We start from the raw sequence: 21,381 nt of genomic DNA, 5'->3' as shown, positions 1-21,381 counted from the left end.
TTTATTTTAAGACCTTTGCAAACTCCCACATTACGATTCCTCCGCACACACTTACATTTAAAGAATGCTTGGTTCCCAGTTGTGGAATTTCTAGGAAAGTATCAATATTCGGAAGTGCTTCATCACTGATTCCTTCTACTTCATTTCCTAAGATAATCGCATATTTTTTTGCCGAATCAATGGTAAAATCTGTAATCATCTGGCTGCTTGTTGTCTGCTCAATTCCTACCACTTCAAAACCTTGAGATTTTAAATCATTAATAGTGGTGTTGATGTCGCTTTCATGACTCCAATCAACACTTTCCGTAGCACCCAATGCCGCTTTATGAATTTCACGGTGGGGTGGTTGCGGAGTTATACCACAAAGAATGATCTTGTGAATCAGGAAAGCATCTGCAGTTCTGAAAGTAGCACCTACATTGTGCATGCTTCTGATATTATCTAAAACAACGATCAAAGGAATTTTTTCAACGGTTTTAAATGTTTCCACATCTATTCTGTTGAGTTCTTCCAGTTTTAATTTTTGTACCAATTTTTTATTTTGTAGAGATTAATTTTCCGTCTTTGTAAACTTCTGTTTTTTCAATGCTTCCGTTTTCGCGGTAATGAACTCTGGTTCCGTTCCATTTATCATTTACGAATTCTGTTTCCCTTTGGATTTTTCCAGATGGGTAAAGCGCTTTCCATTTTCCTGTAGCCAAGCCGTTTTCATAAGTTCCGATTTGTTTTACAGACTTTCCGTCCTCATGATAAAATTTACTTTCACCGTGCAATTTACCAAATTTATAATTTGAAACTTCAGCAATTTTACCTGAAGGAGAATAAAATGTAGCGGTAGAGCTATTGTCGTAAATATTTTTTTCTCCGTTTCTGTAGGTTTCTTTTGATGTTAAAACTCCATTTTTATCAAAATATTCCCATTCTTTTACTTTATATCCTTTCTTGAATTCTCCTTTTGCCTGAATTTTTCCGTTTTCATAATAAAAAATAGCATCGCCTTCCGTTTTTCCTTTTTTCCATTCGACGATTTCTTTTACCTGTCCGTTGTCAAAAAATTGTTTACAGGTTCCTTCCTGTAATCCGTCTTTAAATCCGCACGGTTTCTGAGCGCTCATTATTGAAAAAGAAAAAACGGCTAATAAAAGTGAATATTTCATAATTTATTTTTTTTGGGTTAAAATTAATACTTGTTGAAATGATATGCATGAAATGTAATCTGTATCATTAAAAATTAACATTTTCTCCCCAAATTTGGGTATTTATTCCGGGTTATAAAATACCTATATTTGGCTAAAATATAAGTATGAAAAATGCACTCGTTTTAATGACTATCGTATCAGCTTTTAGTTTTACCAAAGCACAAAATACATACTATCCACAAGCTTTCTTTGATAAAAAACTTGCTCAGGATATGATTGGTTTCGGAAATTCTACCCTTGAAGGAGTGGCTTCCACAAAACAGAAGAATAATTGGGGAGTGAAACCTTTATTGGCTGAGAAACATTATGCTAAAAAAGGAACTGTAGTAATGCTTTTTCCTGTAACACCTTATTTTGAGGAGTTTTATAAGATGAGAAAAAAGTATGAAAACAAAAAAACAACGGTTTATATGTCTGAAGAAGCTTTTAAATACAGAATTGATGCTTTAACGGATGATCATGGAAGATTTAAATTCGAAAAATTGAAACCCGGAAAATATTATCTGGAAACCATTATCAATTTTACGGCAACAGCAAGTTATCAGCAACAAACAGGACAATCAAACGCTTACAACGCTTATGGCGGATATTTATACTCTACTCCCGTTTATCAGACGTTTTTCTACGGTTATTCTGCAGGAAACCGCGAAAGTAAATTTGTAGAAATAAAACAGGACGGTGAAATGAAAGAAATCAAGCTTTAAGGCTTGATTTTATTTTTTAGAACCCATGATCTGATGCACATTTCTTTCAATGTTTTGTGCCAATGCTTCCATCGGAATGTCATTTTCATCATTGTTGAACGGGTCTTCAATTTCCTCCGCAATAATTTCTAAGCTCATCAGAACGTAATAGACAAAAACAGTAAGAGGAATCATAAAAAGACCAATGCTGATTACGTAAGCAACAGGTAATGCCAATACATAAAGGATGATGAATTTTTTCACAAAAGAAGAATACGAATAAGGAATCGGAGTGTTTTTAATTCTTTCACATCCTCCGCAAACTTCTAAGAAGCCACTAAGTTGTGTATCCAGATACAGCATTTCTACATCAGAAATTTTTCCTTCCTTTTTTAGTTGATTCAGCTTATGGGTTAAAAGAATGATAATTTCATTGGGTCCATGGTTTTTTATAGATTGTTCAATTTCTGAATAATCTTCGTCTAATACTAATCGCGTAGACTCTTTAGAAAGATGCTTGGCTAAAAAGTGAGGAAAAAACTTAAGGTACCTCGCAATTTGTTCAGCATCTTTTCTGTCATTTTCAAGAATAGAATTGATTTTTATAGCAAAATTTCGGGAATCATTTACCAATTTTCCCCAAAGTTTTCTTCCTTCCCACCATCTGTCATAAGCGGTATTTGTTCTGAATACCAATAATAAAGAAAGGACAAAACCAAGTAAAGAGTGGATCATTCCTACATTGCTGATTCCTGATTTTGAAGTCAGATGAAAATATTCTACTTCTAAATATTCAATTCCCCAGGAATATAAACCGACCATAATCATACTTGGAAAAAGGATTTTCAAAGTATCACTTTTATGCAGGCTGAAAAGAATTTTTAGAAAATGTTTGGTGTCGTAAACTCTCATAAACTCAATTAATCCTTACAAAGATAAAATTTTCGTTTTTATCCTTATTTATAATCATTTAAACTTTCAGTAGGAATAAGAAGGCAATGATAACTGATATTAATTTTAAAACTTTTGTAAATTTCAAAAAAACACTATTTTTATTTCGCATTAAAAAATACCACACAAAATGATTCTCGAAAGTGTAGATGTTGTCACAGATATCAGTAAAGAAGATTTTCAGAAAAATTATTTCAAAATGCATAAACCGCTTTTGATCAAGAATTTTGCGAGCCGATGGGATGCTTTTGATCAATGGAATTTTGATTTTATCCGTGAAAAAGCCGGTGAACAGGAAGTTCCTTTATATGATAACAAACCTGCAGATGCCAACAAAAGTACAGATGCTCCGGTTACAAAGATGAAAATGAAGGACTATATTGATACGATAAAAAATAATCCTTCAGATCTCAGAATTTTCTTTTACATTATTACAGACCGACTTCCGGAATTGCTGAAAAACTTTACGTATCCCGATTTGGGAATGAAGTTTTTTAAAAGACTTCCTACCTTATTTTTCGGAGGGAGTGAAGCGCATGTTTTAATGCATTATGATGTAGATTTAGGAGATTTTCTTCATATTCATTTCGAAGGAAAAAAGAGGATTCTATTATTCGATCAAAAGCAGTCTGCTTTTTTATATAAAGTTCCTTTATCAGTACACACCATCTACGATGTTGATTATGAAAATCCTGATTATGAAAAGTTTCCGGCGTTGAAACACGCGAAAGGCTTTGAAATTTTCATGGAACACGGAGATGCGCTTTTTATTCCAGGAGCTTTCTGGCATTTCAATCGCTATCTGGAGCCTGGATTTTCGATGTCGCTTCGTGCGCTTCCAAATAAGCCGAATGTTTTTGCGAGTATGCTGTATCATGTTTTTATTATGAGATATACTGATAAATTAATGCGAAAGATTTTTAAGGCTAAATGGGTAGATTACAAACAGAAATGGGCGTATAAGAAAAGCTCGAAAGCTTTGGCGAGACATTCTTAATAATTTTTTTCTCCCACAGATTTACACGGATTTGCACAGATGTTTATGTTTTACTTTGTTTAAAAAAAGAAAAAAATAGATACAATAATCTGTGTAAATCCGTGTAAATCTGTGGGAGATTACAAACGTAGTTTTTCAAAAGCTTTCCTTCTACTATTTTATTTCTTACTTTTACCATCCTAATTTTTTAAGACAGATTTTAATGGCAAAGGCAGTGAAGAAAGAAACTCCGTTAATGACTCAGTACAACACCATCAAGGCGAAATATCCTGATGCGCTTTTACTATTCAGAGTGGGGGATTTTTATGAAACTTTCGGGCAGGATGCGGTAAGAACGTCTCAGATTTTAGGAATTGTTTTAACGAAAAGAGCCAATGGAGAAGGACATATCGAATTGGCAGGATTTCCACATCACTCAGTAGATTCTTACTTGCCAAAATTGGTGAGAGCGGGAATGAGAGTAGCGATCTGTGATCAGTTGGAAGACCCAAAAATGGTCAAAGGAATTGTAAAAAGAGGAGTGACGGAACTGGTGACTCCCGGAGTTACGTTCAATGATCAGGTTCTTAACTCAAAAAAGAATAATTTCCTGTTGTCTCTTCACAAAGAAAAAGAGAAATTCGGGATTGCTTTGGTGGATATTTCTACGGGAGAATTTTTGGTGAGTGAAGGGAACTTGGAAAAGTTGCTTCATATCGTCAATACGTTTGATCCTAGTGAAATTATTTATCAGAGAAGTGTTCAGATCCCAGAGCAGATTAAAAATAAAAATGCTTTCAAGCTTGAAGACTGGGCGTATCAATATAATTTCGCTTACGAAAAACTGACGGGTCATTTTAAAACCAATTCATTAAAAGGCTTCGGAGTTGAAAATCAGCCACTAGCAATTACAGCAGCGGGAGCAATCTTCGCGTATTTGGTAGAAGATACCCATCATAATTTATTGGCTCACATTACCAAAATTCAGGTGATTCCGCAGGAAGATTATCTGATGATGGATAATTTTACATTAAGAAACCTTGAAATCGTTTATCCAAGCAATCCGCAGGGAAAATCTTTATTAGATATTATCGATAAAACATCTACTCCGATGGGAGGAAGATTGTTGAGAAGAAGAATTATTTTGCCTCTTAAAGAAGTGAGTGAAATCAACAGAAGACTTTCCCTGATTGATTTTTTAAACGAGAACGACTATCTTAAATATGAGATTTCCCAATTATTAAAATCCATTTCCGATTTAGATCGATTGATGGGAAAACTGGCGGCAGAAAAAATTTCACCCAAAGAATTGGGATATCTTCGTCAGAGCTTGGTTAATATTCATAAAATTAAAGAATTGCTTCATCCTCATGCAGATATTCTGGCTTGGCTGGAACCTTTGTACGATCAGGATGAATTAATTAAAATATTGCAAAACCATCTGAATGAGGAGCTTCCTGTCAATTTAGCGAAAGGAAATGTCATTAAAGAAGGGATTTCTGAAGAATTAGATCGATTGAGAGGTCTTCAGTCTAAAGGTCGTGGTTTCTTGGATGAAATGTGTCAGAGAGAAATCGAAAGAACGGGAATTTCAAGCCTTAAAATAGATTTTAATAATGTTTTCGGATATTATATTGAAGTCCGAAACACCCATAAAGATAAAGTTCCAGGTGACTGGTTGAGAAAACAGACATTGGTCAATGCCGAACGTTACATCACAGAGGAATTAAAAGAATATGAAAATCAGATTCTTGGAGCAGAAGAGAAAATCGGAGTTTTAGAAAACAAACTCTATAGAGATGTTTGTGCTGAAACTATGATTTATATCGATCAGATTCAGGAAAATTCAAATATTATTGCTCAACTGGATGTTGCCGTTGGTTTATCGGAATTGGCGGTTTCTGAAAGCTATACAAAACCTGTTTTGACAGAAACGTTTGCGATCGATTTAAAAGAAGCAAGACACCCGATTATTGAAAATGCTCTTCCTTTAGGCGAAAAATATATCCCGAACGATATTTTCTTAGACAAAAATTCTCAGCAGATCATCATGGTTACAGGACCGAACATGGCGGGTAAATCGGCGATTCTTCGTCAGACAGCGATTGTTTGTCTGTTGGCTCAGATTGGAAGCTTTGTTCCTGCAAAACATGCTGAAATTGGGGTGTTAGATAAGATTTTTACAAGGGTAGGAGCGACGGATAATATCTCTGCAGGAGAATCAACGTTCATGGTTGAAATGAACGAGGCTGCAAATATCCTGAATAATATTTCCGAAAGAAGTTTGATCTTATTAGACGAAATCGGCCGTGGAACATCTACTTACGATGGAGTTTCCATTGCTTGGGCGATTGCGGAATATTTGCACCAACATCCTACGCAGGCAAAGACGTTATTTGCAACGCATTACCATGAGCTGAACGAAATGACCGTAAATTTTGAAAGAGTAAAAAATTTCCACGTTTCTATTCAGGAGAATAAAGGAAATATTATCTTCCTAAGAAAGCTGATTCCTGGTGGAAGTGAGCATAGTTTCGGTATTCATGTGGCCAAATTAGCCGGAATGCCTGCCAAAGTGGTTAACAGAGCCAATGAAATCTTGAAAACCCTAGAAGCAAGCCGTACTCAGGGAAGTTCTTCAGAAAGTATCAAAAGAGTGACAGAAGAAAATATGCAGCTGTCTTTCTTCCAGTTAGACGATCCGGTTTTGGAGAATATTCGAGAAGAACTGACGAAAATCGATATCAATACTTTGACACCAATAGAAGCTTTAATGAAGCTTAATTCGATAAAAAAAATGATTGGAGGATAATCCAATCATTTTTAATCTATCTCTTTTTTATCAAAACGTACCGCTAAAGGAATTTTGAATCTGTAAGGAACTTTCTGACCATTTATTTCTGCAGGAATCCATTTTTGTTTAATTTTTGAAATGGCTCTTATTCCTTCTTTATTAAAACTTTCATTACTTCCAATAGCTTTTATATCTATCATAGAACCTTCTGTATCAATAATAAAAATGAGTTCACAACTTATTTGTTCAGCATTATTGGTCACAACATTCTTCATTTTGAAGTTCTTACTTATCATGTTTTGAAATGCTATTGAGCCTAAAGGAAAAGAAGCCATTTTTTCAGCATCTACTCTTACTTTACCATTTTTTTCGCTTAAAACTAATTCATTCAGCTCTGCAGTTCCTTTTACAGACTCTTGTCCAAAAGAAAAAAAGCTAAGAAGAATACAGGTTCCAAATATTATTTTTCTCATCATGATGTTGAAGACTTAAAACTTCTGCAAAGAAAGCGGGAAGCTGTACAAATAACGAACAGGTTTATCTGCTACTAAAGCGGGTTTCCAACGAACAAGCATTTTCTTTAAAGCGGTTTCTGCTGCTTTTGCGTGATCTTTATTATTGCTTATAGCAGCAATATTATTAACGTAGCCGTTTTTTTCAACGATAAAGTAAACACGCGTATCTATTTTTTTTCCTTTTGCATAAATTACCTCCATGTTTTCAGCGAATTTTCTACGAAAAAGAGCCATTCCACCAGGGAATTCCGGTTCTTTATCTGCAGTCATTACTACTCCAGTAAGGTTAATTCTCTTTTTCAGTTCGTTATAATGTGGAAGTGATTCAACATTGATAATGGTTGCCGGAGCAGGAGCCGGAGTTGTTTTCGTTTCAGGAGTTTCCTGTGCAAAAGCAAAAGAAGCCGTAAACAAAGAAATCATCAGCAATAACCTTATTTTCATAATATAATTTTCCACAAAAATAATTATCCTTCCCGATATAGGGATTATTTTTAAAGAAATTTAAAAGATCATTAAAGTTCTTAACAAAATTTAACAATAAGTCTCTGTAAACTAATATCTTGATTTTCTTAATTTTGAGAAGAAGAAATTTTTAAGTTTAATGGTCTTTGCTTTTGGTTGGTCTTTTTATCAAGGGCAGGAACAAATAGTTGTAAATAATGTTCCCACGATTCAATATGAGCTCTTGGAAAATAAGATTAAAGAAGAAAAAGATATTTTTTTAGTATTGAATTTTTGGTCAACAACCTGTGCTCCATGCGTAAAGGAACTTCCGCATTTTATGGAAGTAAACAATAAGTTTAAAAATAATCCGAAATTTAAGATGCTTCTCGTGTCTTTAGATCGCGCAAAAGACAAAGACCGTGTTATAGAATTTATAAAAAAGAAAAACCTTACCGCTGAAGTTATTCTGCTGGATGATATTAAAAGAATGAACACTTGGATTCCCCATTTTGAAAAGAATTGGGACGGAAATATTCCTGTAACGATCTTTTATAAAAATGGGGAGAAGGTAGGCTTCAATGACGGAGAAATGAGCAAAGAAGAATTGGAAAATACAATTACTAAGCATTTAAACTAAACAAAATACTATGAAAAATTTTAAAATCTTACTAATGGCTTTTGTTGTTGGAATGGGACTCTTGAGTTTTACCACAACAAATCATGATAAAAATGAACCTAAAAAAGAAAGCAAATCTTCAGCAAGAGGTTATGAAGTAGGAGATGAGGCAACTGATTTTAAGCTGAAAAATGTTGATGGAAAAATGGTTTCTCTGAGTGATTTTAAATCAGCAAAAGGGTTTATTGTTGTTTTCACGTGTAATCACTGTCCGTATGCAAAGAAATATGAAGAAAGAATCATCGCTTTAGATAAAAAATACAAATCTCAAGGCTATCCTGTAATCGCGATCAATCCCAATGACCCTTCTGTACAACCTGAAGACGGGTATTCGCAAATGATTGAAAGAGCAAAACAAAAAGGTTTTACTTTTCCGTATTTAGTGGATGAAGGACAAAAGATCTTCCCTCAATATGGAGCTACAAAAACACCCCATGTTTTTCTTCTTCAAAAAGAAGGCGGTAAAAATATTGTAAAATACATTGGTGCCATTGATAACAATTATGAAAATCCAAACGATGTTTCAGAATATTATGTTCAAGATGCCGTAAATGCTTTATTGAAAAACGAGCCGATAAAAATGACCAAAACGGTTGCCATTGGATGTACAGTGAAAGTAAAGAAATAATAGAGTTGTGACTTGAAATGATAGATCGGCATTCACTATTGGATGTCGATTTTTTATAATAAAAATTTATGATGAAATTAAAATTCAGCCTTAAATATTTCCTGTTAACCATTATAATTTTCTTAGTGGAGGTGCTGATTGCAACGAAATTAAAAGATATCTTTTTCGTGAGAGCCTACCTTGGAGATGTGATTGTTGTAATGCTTCTGTATACTTTAGTTAAAAGTTTTATTAAAGTAAATAACCAAAAACTGATAGTTGGAATTTTTATTTTTTCTTGCTTTGTTGAGTTGGCTCAATATTTTAATATCGCAGAAAAACTAGGCTTCCAACCTGGAAGCCTAATGTATATTGTCATTGGAAATTCGTTTTCGTGGATTGATATTTTGTGCTATGGTGTTGGATGCTTATTGCTTTATCTTTATGTGAAAACCCAGTCGATACAACAAGCTTTAAGTTAAATTATCTTCCGAAACTGTCATATTTATCTTCAGCATATTTGATAAAACGGTTCAATAGCGCTACGTTTTCCTTTTCCATAGGAGAAAGGTCTTTATCGACATTATTGGAAACAGGAATATACCAGTCGGTCTGCTCAAAAAAGTTTCTGTAGGTCTGCTTTTTAAAAGCATAACCATGTCTTGCAAAAACAGAATTTTTGATAATTTCCATATCCAGTTTTCGAAGATTTTTAAGGTCTTTTTCAGTTAATTTTTGTTTAGATGCATTGATTTTGAAAACCGCATCAGAAGCAATTCTGTTTTTTGAAGCAGTATAGGTTTCTGTTTTTCCGGTCTCCTCATCAGTATATTTCTCAATAAAATCTTTTGGATTCTCCCAGTCAATGAGATCGCTGTCTTCACTCAGCATGAAATTGGGGTTGTAAACAAATTCTTTTTTGATCAGTTTCAATGTTTTTAAAGGCGCTTTTACCGCAGATTTATTGAAGGCATTCCACTTTCCAGTAAGACTGTCATTGGTTAATTTAACCTCAAATCTACCATCGGTTTTATCATTTCCCGGTTCATCCAACACAAAGGATTTTGTTTCTTCGTTAAAAACGCCTCGGAAAGGACGCTGGTTTCCGTTGACGATACTTTGTCCGTAAACACTATCTTTTGTGATTCTATTGATCTTTAAAGAGATCTTTTTATAAACATCACCTTCATATTCTTCTCCGATTTCCGGGGTAATCATTTCCTTTCCTGCAAAATCACCCATATAAATTCCGTAATATTCCTTATACACTTCAGGAATCACCACCGAATCTTTTTTTGCAGTAAGACTGTCTTTTGAAGAATCTGTTGTTTTTGTCTCTTTTTTACAGCTTACCAAGCTTATGGTAAACAAGGAAATTAAAGTTAATTTTAAAATTTTCATATGTGATTTTTTTGTTGATTTTTAATGGTTATATGCAATCGCAGAATAAAATGTTGGCCTTACAACAAAAGATAAAGCGATATCATAGGTGTTTTTTTGTGATTAAATATTCGATTAAAATGAGATTAGGAATCCAGCCCATCCATGCAATGATTTGATAAACATCCATGGGATTTGGATGAAATAAATATACAATAATTACTTTCCACATTCTCAGGGTGATGGCAGAAACGGTCAGAGCGAAACTCCGCCACATCCATTGCTTATGTTCTTTAAATTTTTTTTGTTTAGCTAATTGATAGGCTTTGTACGTAGAAAACCACCATAAACCGCCTAAAATGACAAATGATATTTTAGAATAGATTCCTCCATTCGCAAACATTCCCATGTAAATTCCTGAAGGAGCCGCGAGAAACAGAATCAGAAGAATATAAATTTTTCCTGCATTTTTATGAAAGCTTTTTAGTCCGAAATCCTTTCTGAGAATAGCCAAAAACCCGCTCAGCAAGACAAATATACTTGTGTAAACGTGAGTATAGAAAAAGTATAAATATTCTCTTCTTTGGATAACTTCAGTCTGTTTGATCATTAAAAAACTAACACTAGTTCTCAAAGGAATGTATTCTAAGGTAATTTTTAACATCAGCCAAAAGAAATATCCGAACCCTATGATCAAAAGGATTTTAAAAATGGACGAAATATTTCTTTTGACTGAAAACATTTTGCAATTTGTGTTTTTACTAAATTATGTATTTAGTTTGTCATTCTGACGAAGGAAGAATCTAAGCTGGTTTTATAGAGGTTCTTCATTTCACTTTGTTCCATTCAGAATGACAGGTTTATTATGAATCAACTATTTCAGATTCAAATCCTGCGCAATCAACCACGCCTCACTCCAGCACGCCTGAAAATTAAAGCCTCCCGTCACGGCATCAATATTCAGAACCTCGCCGGCAACATAAAAATTAGGAAGAATTTTCGAAGACATATTTTTAAAGTTGATTTCCTTTAGATTAACCCCTCCTGCCGTTACAAATTCATCTTTAAAAGTTGATTTTCCGGTTACATTGAATTTCTTTTTGCATAAATTTTCAATGATCTTCTGCGTTTCTTTTCCTGAAATATTGGCAACCTGTTTATTCAAATCTACATTTGAAACTTCAAGGATTCTCTGCCAAAAGCGGTTCGTGATCTCAAAAATTTTCGATTGCCCGATTGTTTTCTTCGGATTGGACTGTTTGAATTTTTGAAATAATTCTTCAGCATCCTCTAGATCTTTAGAAATAAAATTAACTTCAATTTCAAAATTATATTTCACTTTTGCTAAGTTAATCGCTTCCCAAGCCGATATTTTCAAAATTGCCGGTCCTGAAAGCCCCCAATGCGTAATCAATAATGGCCCGCTTTCTTCTGTTTTTAATTTAGGAATAGAGGTTTCAGCCATTTCGAAGCTTGTTCCTGCCAAGTCTTTCAATAGAGGATCTTTGATATTGAACGTGAAAAGTGAAGGAACTAAATCGATGATTTTATGTCCTAAATTTTCGATCATTTTCAACGATTTTGGAGAACTTCCTGTAGTATAAATGATAAAATCGGCTTCAAAATCTCCTAAACTGGTTTTAACCAAATATTTTTCATCTAGTTTTTCAATTTCTTTGACAGAACATTTTGTCTTTACTTCAACATTTTTTTTCTGAATTTCATGTAAAAAAGTATTGATAATGGTCTGTGAGGAATTGCTTTCCGGAAAAATTCTGTTGTCATTTTCTATTTTCAACGAAACTTTTCGTTGATCAAACCAATCCATGGTATCTCCCGGCTGAAACTTGGTGAAAACACTTAGTAATTCCTTATTTCCACGAGGGTAGAACTGAACAAGTTCTCTCGGATCAAAACAGGCATGGGTTACATTGCATCTTCCTCCTCCGGAAACTTTTACTTTCTGAAGAACATCTGAATTTTGTTCGAGAATGGTAATTTTATATTGGCTTTCGTCAAGATTTGCTGCACAGAAAAATCCTGCTGCACCGCCTCCGATAATGATAATTCGTTTCATAGTTTTATTAATCTTATGCTCAAGATTATTTTTACAAAACTACAATTTTTATAAACCATCTTATTTGAGTAATTTTGGAGAATATAATTTTTCATTTTTAAAGTGAAAATTATTAGCGTAATTTAAGTTGTTTTAATCTCTGATTTTTATTATCTATCCAGTTTGTCATTCCGTAGGAATCTCGACTGAGTTATTGAATAATACGGCTTAGATTCCTCCGGAATGACAGTAAGGAGGTTAAAATTTACCGTCAAAATAAACATCAGTATTAAAAATATAATTTAAATGATATTCTACCATAAATTCGAAGTGCGTTGGAGCGATCTTGATGCCAACAAACATTTAGCAAATTCATCTTACGTTCAATATTGTGCTCAAACCAGAATGGCTTTTATGAAGCTTGAAAAAATGGGGGTTACACAAATGAGCCGTTGGGGAATTGGTCCGGTTATTATGCATGAAAGATTTTCTTTCTTTAAAGAAATATTCGCAGATCAGACAGTTATTGTAAGTCTTGAAGTGGATGCTTGTGCAGACGATTGTTCTATTTATCGATTTGTACACAAGTTTTATACTCCTGAAGGAGAGCACTGTGCAACTTCTGAAGCAACGGGGGTTTGGATTGATACCATGTTGAGAAAAATGACAACTCCGCCGGATGATGTGGTAGAAGCGATCAATAAATATAAAACTGAAAATACAGTGGTTTTGACGAGAGAAGATTTTAAAAAATTACCTTTCCGCCCTGAAAATATTGATCCGTCCGCTTTCAATTAAATACATGATAAGCGATAAATGATCGTTGATGAAAAGTAATATCAATATCATTTATCAACATCAATTAAACTAAAAAGATATGTTTGAAGATAAATCACAGGAATTAACCCCGATTTCCAAATTGGGAGAATTTGGGTTAATAAAACATTTGACAGAACACTTTCCTTTATCTAATGTTTCTTCGGAGCTTGGAGTAGGAGATGATGCGGCAGTTATTAATCCTGAAAATAAAAAAATAGTTATTACAACAGATGTGTTGGCAGAAGGAGTGCATTTCAATTTAGGATATGTTCCTTTGAAGCATTTAGGCTATAAAGCTGTTGTTGTAAATCTAAGTGATGTTGCAGCAATGAATGCTACTCCAACGCAGATCTTAGTTTCTCTGGCTGTTTCCAACCGTTTTCCGGTAGAAGCACTGGAAGAATTATATGCCGGAATTCAAGCTGCTTGTGGGCGATATAAAGTAGATTTGATAGGTGGTGATACTACAAGTTCTAATGCAGGTCTTGTAATGAGTATTACAGCGATCGGATTGGAGAATGAAGAGAATATTATCAAAAGAAGCGGTGCAAAACCAAACGATCTTCTTGTGGTTTCAGGAGATTTGGGAGGTGCTTATATGGGACTTCAGATCCTGGAAAGAGAACATGCTGTTTTCCTTGCCGATCCGAATATGCAGCCTGAAATGGAAGGTTACGATTATATTCTTGAAAGACAGTTAAAACCTGAAGCAAGAACAGATGTAAAAGAGATTTTAGAAGAACTGGATATTAAACCAACTTCTATGATTGATATTTCAGATGGTTTGGCTTCAGAAATCCTGCACCTTTCAGACCAGTCGAAAGTTGGTTTCAGATTGTATGAAGAGAAAGTTCCTATGGATAATCTTACGATTGCTACGGCAGATGATTTTAATTTGAATCCTGTAATGGCCGCTTTGAGTGGAGGTGAAGATTATGAATTGTTGTTTACCATTTCACCAAACGACTTTGATAAGATTAAAAATCATCCGGATTTCACCATTATTGGTCATGCTGTAGAGAAAGAAGATGGTAATTTTATGGTGGCAAGAGGTTCTAATCAGTTGGTTGCTTTAACAGCACAAGGTTGGGATGCTTTTCTAGGAAATCAACAAAACGATTAAATTTTATTTAATTTTAAATATTGTGAACCACTGCTTTTGTAGTGGTTTTTTTGTTTTAATTTGCAAGAAAATTAATAATAATGAAAAGGCCTGTAAAGCTTATAATAAAAGGTGTTGATGTTCTTCCTTACGTTTTTGCAGTCTTAATAATAGGAGGATATATTGTACTTTTACTTGCGAAAAAAGGTTTTATTCATGTAAAACGTATAGAATTATTAGCTGCTGTTTGTTGTGGATTTTTTTTGTTGGCTATAATTAATTATTTTAAGAGGATTCACCCTCCGAAAGGAATAAGCTTTGACGCTTTGAAGTCTACAGCAGATATCAGAACACCAAATTTTAGATATAAAAATTCCACAAATAGTGGTAATACAATTACTTACATAAAGTTTTATTTTTCTGAAGATACTGCTTATCTCTATATGAGAAGTTTGCTTAAAATTTATGAAGGTCCCATTTCAATAAAAAGTAAAGATTCAGAAAGCTTTCATATTACTAACTTTACGAGAATTAATGACTATGAAATAAGATTTGGAATAGAATCTTTTAATGGAATCACATCTTACAATGTTTTAATGGTAAATCTTTCAGAAAAAGATCTTAATTTATTAAAGGAAAACTTTGGAAAGATGGGATATGAATTAAAATAAATTATGGCAATCACTTTTTACGATTTAGAAAATAAAAAAACATTATTATTTAGTATTTCTGATATAGAAATTGTTAAGTACAATAATATAATAAACCTATTCAATTTAAAATACAATAATTTGTTTGATGAATATGGTGATTTTAAATTACATGAAAATCACATTTTTTATTTAATTCAATCAATGAGAGAAAATAAAGACTTTTCTTTTGATGCTTTTTTTCAATTTTTAATTGAAGTTAAAGAACAAAATAAAGAATTATTAGTTATCGGAAACTAAAAAATCCAGCTCTGTTTTGAGCTGGATTTTATTTTATTTAAAATGGGAAGATTTTACGCTTTTGCAATATTCAAAATAACCTCCATTGCTTTTTCCATACTTTCCAAAGCAACATATTCGTAAGGTCCGTGGAAATTGATTCCTCCTGCGAAAATATTCGGACAAGGCAATCCCATATAAGACAATTGAGCTCCGTCTGTTCCTCCTCTGATCGCTTTAATTTTAGGCTCTATTCCCGCTTCTTTCATCGCTGTTGCTGCAAGGTCGATGATGTGCATTTTTCCTTCAAATTGCTGCTTCATGTTTCTGTACTGCTCTTTAATTTCAACTTCAGCAGTTCCTTCACCATGTTTTTGATTAAATTCAGCTACTTTTTCTTCCATGAATTTCTTTCTTGCTTCAAATTTATCCGCATCGTGATCACGAATGATATATTGAAGTTTAGCCTCAGAAATATCTGCATTTAAGTCCATTAAATGATAGAATCCGTCAAAACCTTTCGTAGTTGCCGGAGTTTCGTTAGCCGGAAGCATTTGAGCAAATTCAGAAGCCAATAAAGCGGCATTTACCATTTTTCCGTATGCATAACCCGGGTGAACGCTCAATCCGTGGATTTTTACTATAGCTCCTGCTGCATTGAAGTTTTCATATTCCAGTTCTCCAACTTCTCCGCCATCCATAGTGTAAGCGAATTCAGCTCCGAACTTAGCAACATCAAACTTGTGTGCCCCTCTTCCGATTTCTTCATCAGGAGTAAATCCAACTGCGATTCTTCCGTGCTTGATTTCAGGATGAGCCATTAAATATTCAGCAGCTGTTACAATTTCTGCGCAACCTGCTTTGTCATCGGCACCAAGAAGCGTTGTTCCGTCTGTAGTGATCAACGTTTGACCGATATATTTTTTTAAACTTTCAAATTTTGAAGGAGACAGCTTGAAACCTGTTGTTTGGTTTAGAATTAGGTCATTACCATCATAATTTTCCCAAACCTGAGGTTGTACATTTTCACCACTGAAATCCGGTGAAGTATCATAATGCGAAATAAATCCAATGGTAGGTTTATCATCATTTTCAAGATTTGAAGGAACGTAGCCCATGATATAGCCGTTGTTATCAATCGATACATCTTCAAGACCGATCGTTTTCAGCTCTTCAGTAATGAAGTTTGCGATATCCCACTGTCTTTCCGTAGAAGGCGTAGCTTCGCTTTCAGCATCACTCGTTGAATATATTTTTACATAGCTAAGAAAACGGTTCAGTAACTTTTCTTTCCACACTTGGTTGAATTCTATTGTACTCATTATTAGTATAAATTTCCGGCAAAGTTAGCAATTTTGATGCTCAGAATAATTTATTTGGGGATGAATATCAGCTATTGAAATTTTAAATCGGATATAAATCTTTGAAAATCAAAATAATGTTAGATTTGTGAGTGTGTTATATCAAATTATTTAGTTTTATTATATTTGAGAAAATCTAAACGTAAAAATGTTTCTTACTGAATGTCCGCGCGATGCAATGCAGGGTTGGGGAGAATTTATCCCTACCGACAAAAAAATAGATTATATCAACTCTTTAATGGATGTTGGGTTTGATGTATTGGATTGTCTGAGCTTTGTATCTCCAAAAGCAATTCCTCAAATGGCCGACTCTGATGAGGTTGCCGAAAATATTGATAAATCCCGTTCCAATTCGAAAGTCTCTGCAATTGTAGCCAATTACAGAGGTGCCGAAAAAGCATTGAAGCATCAGTCGGTAGATATTATCGGGTTTCCGTTTTCTATTTCTGAAACATTCCAGCATAGAAATACGAATAAAAACCAGGAAGAAGCTTTTAATGAGATCATTAAAATGCTGGAGCTTGTAAAAAGTGAAAACAGACAGCTGAACATCTATTTTTCCATGGCTTTTGGGAATCCTTATGGAGAAATGTGGAAATGGGAAGATGTAGATTTCTGGGCACAGCGATTTTCAGAAATAGGAGTAAAAGATATTTTACTTTCTGATACAACAGGGGTTGCAACTCCAGAAACCATTGCTCTTTTATTTGAAAAAATACCATCTAAATATCCTGAAATTAACTTTGGAGGACATTTTCATAACCGATATGAAGATTCTTACTCAAAATTAAAAGCTGCTTACGATAAAGGCTGTACAAGATTTGACAGCGCCATCAAAGGAATCGGAGGCTGCCCAATGGCAAAAGATGATTTGGTAGGAAATATGCCAACTGAGCAGGTCATCAATTTTATGAGTGTAGAGAAAGTAAATCATAAGTTGAATTTATTAAACTTCGAAAGTTCTTATAATAAAGCGAAGGATATTTTTCATTTTTAAAAAATATTCAGTTAGTATTAGCAATGTGTCATCCTAAGCTTGTCGAAGGATGTAAAAGCAAAATAAAGAAATCAGTAGGAGCGGACTTTAGTCCGCTTTACTTTTCAAAATTCAAATTGGCTTTAGCCAAAACATATTTCAAATTAAGCAACAACAACAACAAAATGTTACCAATAATCACTCCATCCGAATTAAAAAAACTTCCAACCGAAAATCTCATCATCCTAGATGCAAGAGTAGGAAAAGATGTTTATCAAAATTATTTGAATAAGCACATTAAAAGAGCCAGATTCATCGATTTGGATAAAGATTTGGCATACATAGGAGAAGACGCTGCTTTTGGCGGAAGACATCCCCTGCCAAGTGTTGAAAAATTTGCAAAAACGCTTTCAAATCTTGGAGTTTCAGAAGGTTCTCATGTTGTTGTGTATGATGATAAAAATGGATCAAACGCAGCGGCAAGAGCTTGGTGGATGCTGAAATCTTTTGGGTTTAAAAATGTACAGGTTTTGGATGGCGGATTTCAAAGTGCTGAAAAAGAAGGTTTAGAATTTTTTTCAGGCGAAGAAACGTTTGAAAAAACTGAATTCATAAAAAAAGGCAATTGGCTTCTTCCTACTTCGATGCTGGAAAATATTGAAAATGAATTAACAAACCATTCTTCTACAGTGATTGATGTAAGAGATGCTTACCGCTATAATGGAGAATCTGAACCCATCGATTTGGTTGCAGGTCATATTCCAGGAGCGATCAATATTCCTTTTTCTGAAAACCTTGATGAAAACGGAAATTTCCTGAAACCAGAAGCCTTAAAAGAAAAATATTTAAAATTGCTACAGGGAAAACCTGAAAATCTGATTATTCACTGCGGTTCTGGAGTCACGGCTTGTCACACCATTTTAGCATTAAATTATGCAGGATTTGATATTCCGAATTTATATGTAGGTTCTTGGAGTGAATGGAGTAGAAGAGATTGCGAAAGAAGTTTAAAGAATAAAAGATAAAATAAAAGGCTGTCAAATAAATTTGGCAGCCTGTTTTATTTTAATCCGAAATTTAAAGCATTCCCAGCTCAAATTTCGCTTCTTCACTCATCATATCCTTGTTCCAGCTTGGCTCGAAAGTAAGCTCTAAATCGACACTTTTTACATTTTCTACTTCTGCTACTTTGTCTTTTACCTCTTGAGGAAGTGTTTCTGCAACCGGACAGTTCGGAGTGGTAAGTGTCATGATAATTTTTACATCGGCATCATCAGAAATCTGTACGTCGTAAACCAGTCCCAATTCGTAGATGTCTACAGGAATTTCAGGGTCATATACGGTTTTTAAGACGCTAATGATTTCTTCACCGATGTCAGCAATCTGATCGTCTGTAAATTTCATTTTTTAATCTAAATTGATATACCTTTTCAACAAATCTTCCTGACGCATACGTCGGAAAATATTTGCCAAAGTTAAGACATCTTTTTCACAATAGTCAACTATTCTTTGCAAGTCTTTCTCTATGTAGTAAATTGATGAAACCATTGAGCCATCAATATCGTCTTTGGGAGTGGGAATTCCGAACAGATGAGCCAATAATTCCAGAGAAATAAAACTTTTATAATCTCCGAATTTCCACAGTTCCATGGTATCTATATGAGGAATTTCCCAAGGCTTTTTTCCAAACATCTGAAAAGGAGTAGGAGGCTGCATTCCGTTGATTAAATATCTTCTGGCAATCCATGGGAAATCAAATTCTTTCCCGTTGTGGGCGCAGAGAATAACATCGCGAAGCCTCGGGCTGTTAAAAATTTCGCCAAATTCGAGCAGCATCTTCTTTTCATCATCACTTGCAAAACTTTTGATTTTCAGCGTGTCATTTTTTTCAAGCATTCCGATAGTGATACAGACTATTTTTCCGAATTCAGCCATAATTCCGGCTCTTTCAGGATAGAATTCTTCTGCAGAAATCTCATCTTTCCTTTGGTATCTGGTTTTTTTATCCCAAAGCATTTGTTCGGTTTCAGACATGTCTTCCCAAGATCCAAATCCGGGAACGGTTTCAATATCAATAAATAAAACCCTTTCTAGGGGGATGTTTTTTATCATTTTCCTGTTTTTAAACTGAAAGGTATGACATAATAAATGAATAATCAAAAACGTTTTAATAGAACAAAATATTATTTTATGAAAAGGTTATTCATAATAGGAAGCAGTATAAGTGTGCTTTTCTTAGCTTCATGCAATGATTCTGAGGGAGGTGATACTGCTACAGTTAATGTGAGACTTACCGATGGTCCTGCAGCGTATGATGCTGTTAATATTGATATTCAACGAATAGAGATCAATAATAATGGAGAATGGGTAGCACTCAATTTTCCGAGTCCAGGTGTTTATAATCTTCTTAATTTTAAAAACGGAACAGATGTAGTTCTAGGTCAGGCTGTATTACCTGCAGGAGACGTCTCTCAAATGAGAATGGTCTTAGGAACCAATAATACTTTAGTCGTGAATGGTGTTAGTTATCCACTGCAAACTCCTTCGGCACAGCAAAGTGGCCTGAAGTTTAATTGGCACCAGACATTAGCTGCTAATGGAGCTTACACAGTATGGATAGATTTTGATGCAGGAAGATCTGTTGTAACTACAGGAAATGGTTCTTACATTTTAAAACCGGTTATTAGAACATTTTCGGAACTAACAAACGGACAAATAAAAGGCTATGTACAGCCCTTAGCAGCTGACGCTGTAGTACATGCTATTATGGCATCAGATACGATTGCTACAGCGATACCAAATCCGGATGGATTTTTTATGTTTTCCGGATTGCAACAAGGTACTTATACGGTTTCTTATGATGCAGATAACACAACGGGATATCTAGATGAAAATACCAATAATGTATCTGTCGTATTTGGACAAATTACTAATTTAGGAACAAAAACATTAAATCAATAGGTCCTAACCTACTTGAAAACCATTTTTAGTCGGAAGTGATGTTGTGAGCAATGTTACTTCCGATTTATTTTCTCCATATACTCCTAAAACCAGACATTCACTGAAAAAGTTGGCGATTTGCTTTTTGGGAAAATTGACAACAGCTAAAATCTGTTTTCCGACCAGTTCTTCTTTTTTGTATAATGTTGTGATTTGCGCTGAGGATTTTTTGATGCCTAAGCTTCCGAAGTCTATTTCTAATTGATAGGACGGATTTCTGGCTTTTTCAAAATCATTAACAGAAATGATGGTTCCACATCTTATGTCTATTTTTTCAAAGTCTGTCCAGGAAATTTCAGGTTTTATTGTCATGATAATGCGTTAATCAGTTGTTCTATTTCTATTTTTTGTAAGGCATATTTTTGTTGTAATGTTGAACCTTCTCCCATTCTTTTATAGTATTCGAATGCTTTATCGGCAAAAATTTTCTTATGAAAATCTGAGGCATCCGGAATTTTTGGAAAAACTTTGTGGAAAAGCATTTCATAATAGGCCTGAAACTCTCTTTCATTTTTATCCTCAACAGTTTGTATAGAAGATTTTTGTCTTACATGAAGCATTTCGTGGGCCACCACATTTAAAATGAGATTGAGGTCAAAATCAAATAAATTCGGTGGAATCATTACTGTTTGTGGTTCTCCCAGCTCTCCTTCAGTTGTCAGGAGGACTAAGTTGGGAATGGCTTCCCGAAGACCAAAGCCTGCGAAGTTTTCATGCTCCAGATCGAAAGAATACAGTAAATATTTAGCGGCATCAATGACCTGGTTGTTTTCTTTATAGGCGCTCAAATGTAATTTGACCTGTTCGAAATTCATCACAACAATATGTTTTAACAAATGTATTAAAATAATGAAACTTAGAAATGATGAGAGAGTAAATTAATGAAGTTGTAAATCATTTGATTATGTTT

At 34.3% G+C, this 21,381-nt stretch carries 26 protein-coding genes; 13 read left to right on the top strand and 13 right to left on the bottom strand.

Annotated features, from left to right (window positions below):
- Nucleotide 1: 1 nt before the first annotated feature.
- The gene (locus RM51_RS15295; protein WP_039371486.1) at nt 2-532 is read right to left on the bottom strand and encodes an RNA methyltransferase; all 531 of its coding nucleotides are present in this window, start codon (nt 530-532) and stop codon (nt 2-4) included.
- Nucleotides 533-536: 4 nt separating this feature from the next.
- Nucleotides 537-1,157, bottom strand: coding sequence for a toxin-antitoxin system YwqK family antitoxin (locus RM51_RS15290; RefSeq protein WP_039371483.1), 621 nt, complete (start codon nt 1,155-1,157; stop codon nt 537-539).
- Nucleotides 1,158-1,303: 146 nt separating this feature from the next.
- Here RM51_RS15290 and RM51_RS15285 point away from each other — a divergent pair, with 146 nt between their 5' ends.
- Nucleotides 1,304-1,903 carry a hypothetical protein gene (locus RM51_RS15285; protein WP_039371480.1) on the top strand — a complete coding sequence of 200 codons (600 nt, stop codon included), beginning with the start codon at nt 1,304-1,306 and terminating at the stop codon, nt 1,901-1,903.
- Between the two features lie 9 nt (nt 1,904-1,912).
- Here the strand turns inward: RM51_RS15285 and RM51_RS15280 are convergent, their stop codons facing one another.
- Nucleotides 1,913-2,794 carry a bestrophin family protein gene (locus RM51_RS15280; RefSeq protein WP_039371477.1) on the bottom strand — a complete coding sequence of 294 codons (882 nt, stop codon included), beginning with the start codon at nt 2,792-2,794 and terminating at the stop codon, nt 1,913-1,915.
- 169 nt (nt 2,795-2,963) lie between these two features.
- Between RM51_RS15280 and RM51_RS15275 the strand changes: the two genes are divergently transcribed.
- Both RM51_RS15275 and mutS read left to right on the top strand, forming a co-directional pair.
- Nucleotides 2,964-3,830 carry a cupin-like domain-containing protein gene (locus tag RM51_RS15275; RefSeq protein ID WP_039371472.1) on the top strand — a complete coding sequence of 289 codons (867 nt, stop codon included), beginning with the start codon at nt 2,964-2,966 and terminating at the stop codon, nt 3,828-3,830.
- 202 nt (nt 3,831-4,032) lie between these two features.
- On the top strand, nt 4,033-6,621 hold the full coding sequence (gene mutS / locus RM51_RS15270) for a DNA mismatch repair protein MutS (RefSeq protein ID WP_039371469.1): 2,589 nt from the start codon (nt 4,033-4,035) through the stop codon (nt 6,619-6,621).
- An 11-nt stretch (nt 6,622-6,632) separates the two neighbouring features.
- Here the strand turns inward: mutS and RM51_RS15265 are convergent, their stop codons facing one another.
- Both RM51_RS15265 and RM51_RS15260 read right to left on the bottom strand, forming a co-directional pair.
- Nucleotides 6,633-7,076, bottom strand: coding sequence for an energy transducer TonB (locus RM51_RS15265; protein WP_165585012.1), 444 nt, complete (start codon nt 7,074-7,076; stop codon nt 6,633-6,635).
- A 15-nt stretch (nt 7,077-7,091) separates the two neighbouring features.
- Nucleotides 7,092-7,562, bottom strand: coding sequence for an energy transducer TonB (locus tag RM51_RS15260; RefSeq protein ID WP_131667081.1), 471 nt, complete (start codon nt 7,560-7,562; stop codon nt 7,092-7,094).
- A gap of 160 nt (nt 7,563-7,722) precedes the next feature.
- Here RM51_RS15260 and RM51_RS15255 point away from each other — a divergent pair, with 160 nt between their 5' ends.
- The 3 genes from RM51_RS15255 to RM51_RS15245 all read left to right on the top strand — a co-directional run bounded on the left by RM51_RS15255 (nt 7,723) and on the right by RM51_RS15245 (nt 9,330).
- On the top strand, nt 7,723-8,202 hold the full coding sequence (locus RM51_RS15255; protein WP_039371463.1) for a TlpA family protein disulfide reductase: 480 nt from the start codon (nt 7,723-7,725) through the stop codon (nt 8,200-8,202).
- A 10-nt stretch (nt 8,203-8,212) separates the two neighbouring features.
- On the top strand, nt 8,213-8,869 hold the full coding sequence (locus RM51_RS15250; protein ID WP_039371460.1) for a redoxin domain-containing protein: 657 nt from the start codon (nt 8,213-8,215) through the stop codon (nt 8,867-8,869).
- 71 nt (nt 8,870-8,940) lie between these two features.
- The gene (locus tag RM51_RS15245) at nt 8,941-9,330 is read left to right on the top strand and encodes a ribosomal maturation YjgA family protein (RefSeq protein WP_185095015.1); all 390 of its coding nucleotides are present in this window, start codon (nt 8,941-8,943) and stop codon (nt 9,328-9,330) included.
- Between the two features lies 1 nt (nt 9,331).
- Here the strand turns inward: RM51_RS15245 and RM51_RS15240 are convergent, their stop codons facing one another.
- From RM51_RS15240 to RM51_RS15230, 3 genes are all read right to left on the bottom strand, one after another.
- Entirely contained in the window at nt 9,332-10,249 is a 918-nt protein-coding gene (locus tag RM51_RS15240) for a YARHG domain-containing protein (protein ID WP_039371456.1), read from the bottom strand.
- 82 nt (nt 10,250-10,331) lie between these two features.
- Entirely contained in the window at nt 10,332-10,970 is a 639-nt protein-coding gene (locus tag RM51_RS15235) for a DUF2306 domain-containing protein (RefSeq protein ID WP_039371454.1), read from the bottom strand.
- A gap of 132 nt (nt 10,971-11,102) precedes the next feature.
- Nucleotides 11,103-12,317: a BaiN/RdsA family NAD(P)/FAD-dependent oxidoreductase gene (locus RM51_RS15230; protein WP_039371452.1), complete on the bottom strand. Its 1,215-nt coding sequence runs from the start codon at nt 12,315-12,317 to the stop codon at nt 11,103-11,105.
- Nucleotides 12,318-12,590: 273 nt separating this feature from the next.
- On the opposite strand from RM51_RS15230, the gene RM51_RS15225 reads away from it, so the two are divergent.
- The 4 genes from RM51_RS15225 (at nt 12,591) to RM51_RS15210 (ending at nt 15,155) form a co-directional block, all read left to right on the top strand.
- Nucleotides 12,591-13,082, top strand: coding sequence for an acyl-CoA thioesterase (locus RM51_RS15225; RefSeq protein ID WP_039371449.1), 492 nt, complete (start codon nt 12,591-12,593; stop codon nt 13,080-13,082).
- A gap of 79 nt (nt 13,083-13,161) precedes the next feature.
- Nucleotides 13,162-14,226 (top strand): thiamine-phosphate kinase, encoded by a 1,065-nt coding sequence (gene thiL / locus RM51_RS15220; RefSeq protein ID WP_039371446.1) that lies wholly within the window; start codon nt 13,162-13,164, stop codon nt 14,224-14,226.
- Between the two features lie 80 nt (nt 14,227-14,306).
- A complete protein-coding gene (locus RM51_RS15215; protein WP_039371443.1) occupies nt 14,307-14,876 on the top strand; it encodes a hypothetical protein in 570 nt (189 codons plus the stop codon).
- Nucleotides 14,877-14,879: 3 nt separating this feature from the next.
- Nucleotides 14,880-15,155 (top strand): hypothetical protein, encoded by a 276-nt coding sequence (locus RM51_RS15210; protein ID WP_039371440.1) that lies wholly within the window; start codon nt 14,880-14,882, stop codon nt 15,153-15,155.
- Between the two features lie 53 nt (nt 15,156-15,208).
- Here RM51_RS15210 and pepT read toward each other — a convergent pair whose 3' ends face one another.
- On the bottom strand, nt 15,209-16,456 hold the full coding sequence (gene pepT, locus RM51_RS15205) for a peptidase T (RefSeq protein ID WP_039371437.1): 1,248 nt from the start codon (nt 16,454-16,456) through the stop codon (nt 15,209-15,211).
- Nucleotides 16,457-16,643: 187 nt separating this feature from the next.
- Between pepT and RM51_RS15200 the strand changes: the two genes are divergently transcribed.
- Both RM51_RS15200 and RM51_RS15195 read left to right on the top strand, forming a co-directional pair.
- On the top strand, nt 16,644-17,492 hold the full coding sequence (locus tag RM51_RS15200) for a hydroxymethylglutaryl-CoA lyase (RefSeq protein ID WP_039371434.1): 849 nt from the start codon (nt 16,644-16,646) through the stop codon (nt 17,490-17,492).
- A 164-nt stretch (nt 17,493-17,656) separates the two neighbouring features.
- On the top strand, nt 17,657-18,496 hold the full coding sequence (locus RM51_RS15195; RefSeq protein ID WP_039372046.1) for a sulfurtransferase: 840 nt from the start codon (nt 17,657-17,659) through the stop codon (nt 18,494-18,496).
- 52 nt (nt 18,497-18,548) lie between these two features.
- Here the strand turns inward: RM51_RS15195 and RM51_RS15190 are convergent, their stop codons facing one another.
- Nucleotides 18,549-18,875, bottom strand: a complete 327-nt coding sequence (locus RM51_RS15190) for an SUF system Fe-S cluster assembly protein (protein WP_039371432.1) — start codon at nt 18,873-18,875, stop codon at nt 18,549-18,551.
- 3 nt (nt 18,876-18,878) lie between these two features.
- Nucleotides 18,879-19,583, bottom strand: coding sequence for a 3'-5' exonuclease (locus RM51_RS15185; protein WP_039372044.1), 705 nt, complete (start codon nt 19,581-19,583; stop codon nt 18,879-18,881).
- Between the two features lie 78 nt (nt 19,584-19,661).
- Between RM51_RS15185 and RM51_RS15180 the strand changes: the two genes are divergently transcribed.
- Nucleotides 19,662-20,432 carry a DUF4382 domain-containing protein gene (locus RM51_RS15180; protein ID WP_039372042.1) on the top strand — a complete coding sequence of 257 codons (771 nt, stop codon included), beginning with the start codon at nt 19,662-19,664 and terminating at the stop codon, nt 20,430-20,432.
- Nucleotides 20,433-20,435: 3 nt separating this feature from the next.
- Here the strand turns inward: RM51_RS15180 and RM51_RS15175 are convergent, their stop codons facing one another.
- Nucleotides 20,436-20,783, bottom strand: coding sequence for a tRNA-binding protein (locus RM51_RS15175; RefSeq protein ID WP_039371430.1), 348 nt, complete (start codon nt 20,781-20,783; stop codon nt 20,436-20,438).
- On the bottom strand, nt 20,780-21,286 hold the full coding sequence (locus RM51_RS15170) for a hypothetical protein (RefSeq protein WP_039371428.1): 507 nt from the start codon (nt 21,284-21,286) through the stop codon (nt 20,780-20,782). Before RM51_RS15170 ends, RM51_RS15175 begins: the two co-directional genes overlap by 4 nt.
- Nucleotides 21,287-21,381 lie beyond the last annotated feature (95 nt).

Origin of the sequence: Chryseobacterium taiwanense, assembly GCF_000813825.1 — a bacterium.
Taxonomy (GTDB): Bacteria; Bacteroidota; Bacteroidia; order Flavobacteriales; family Weeksellaceae; genus Chryseobacterium; species Chryseobacterium taiwanense.
This window is presented reverse-complemented; position numbering and strand designations above follow the sequence as displayed.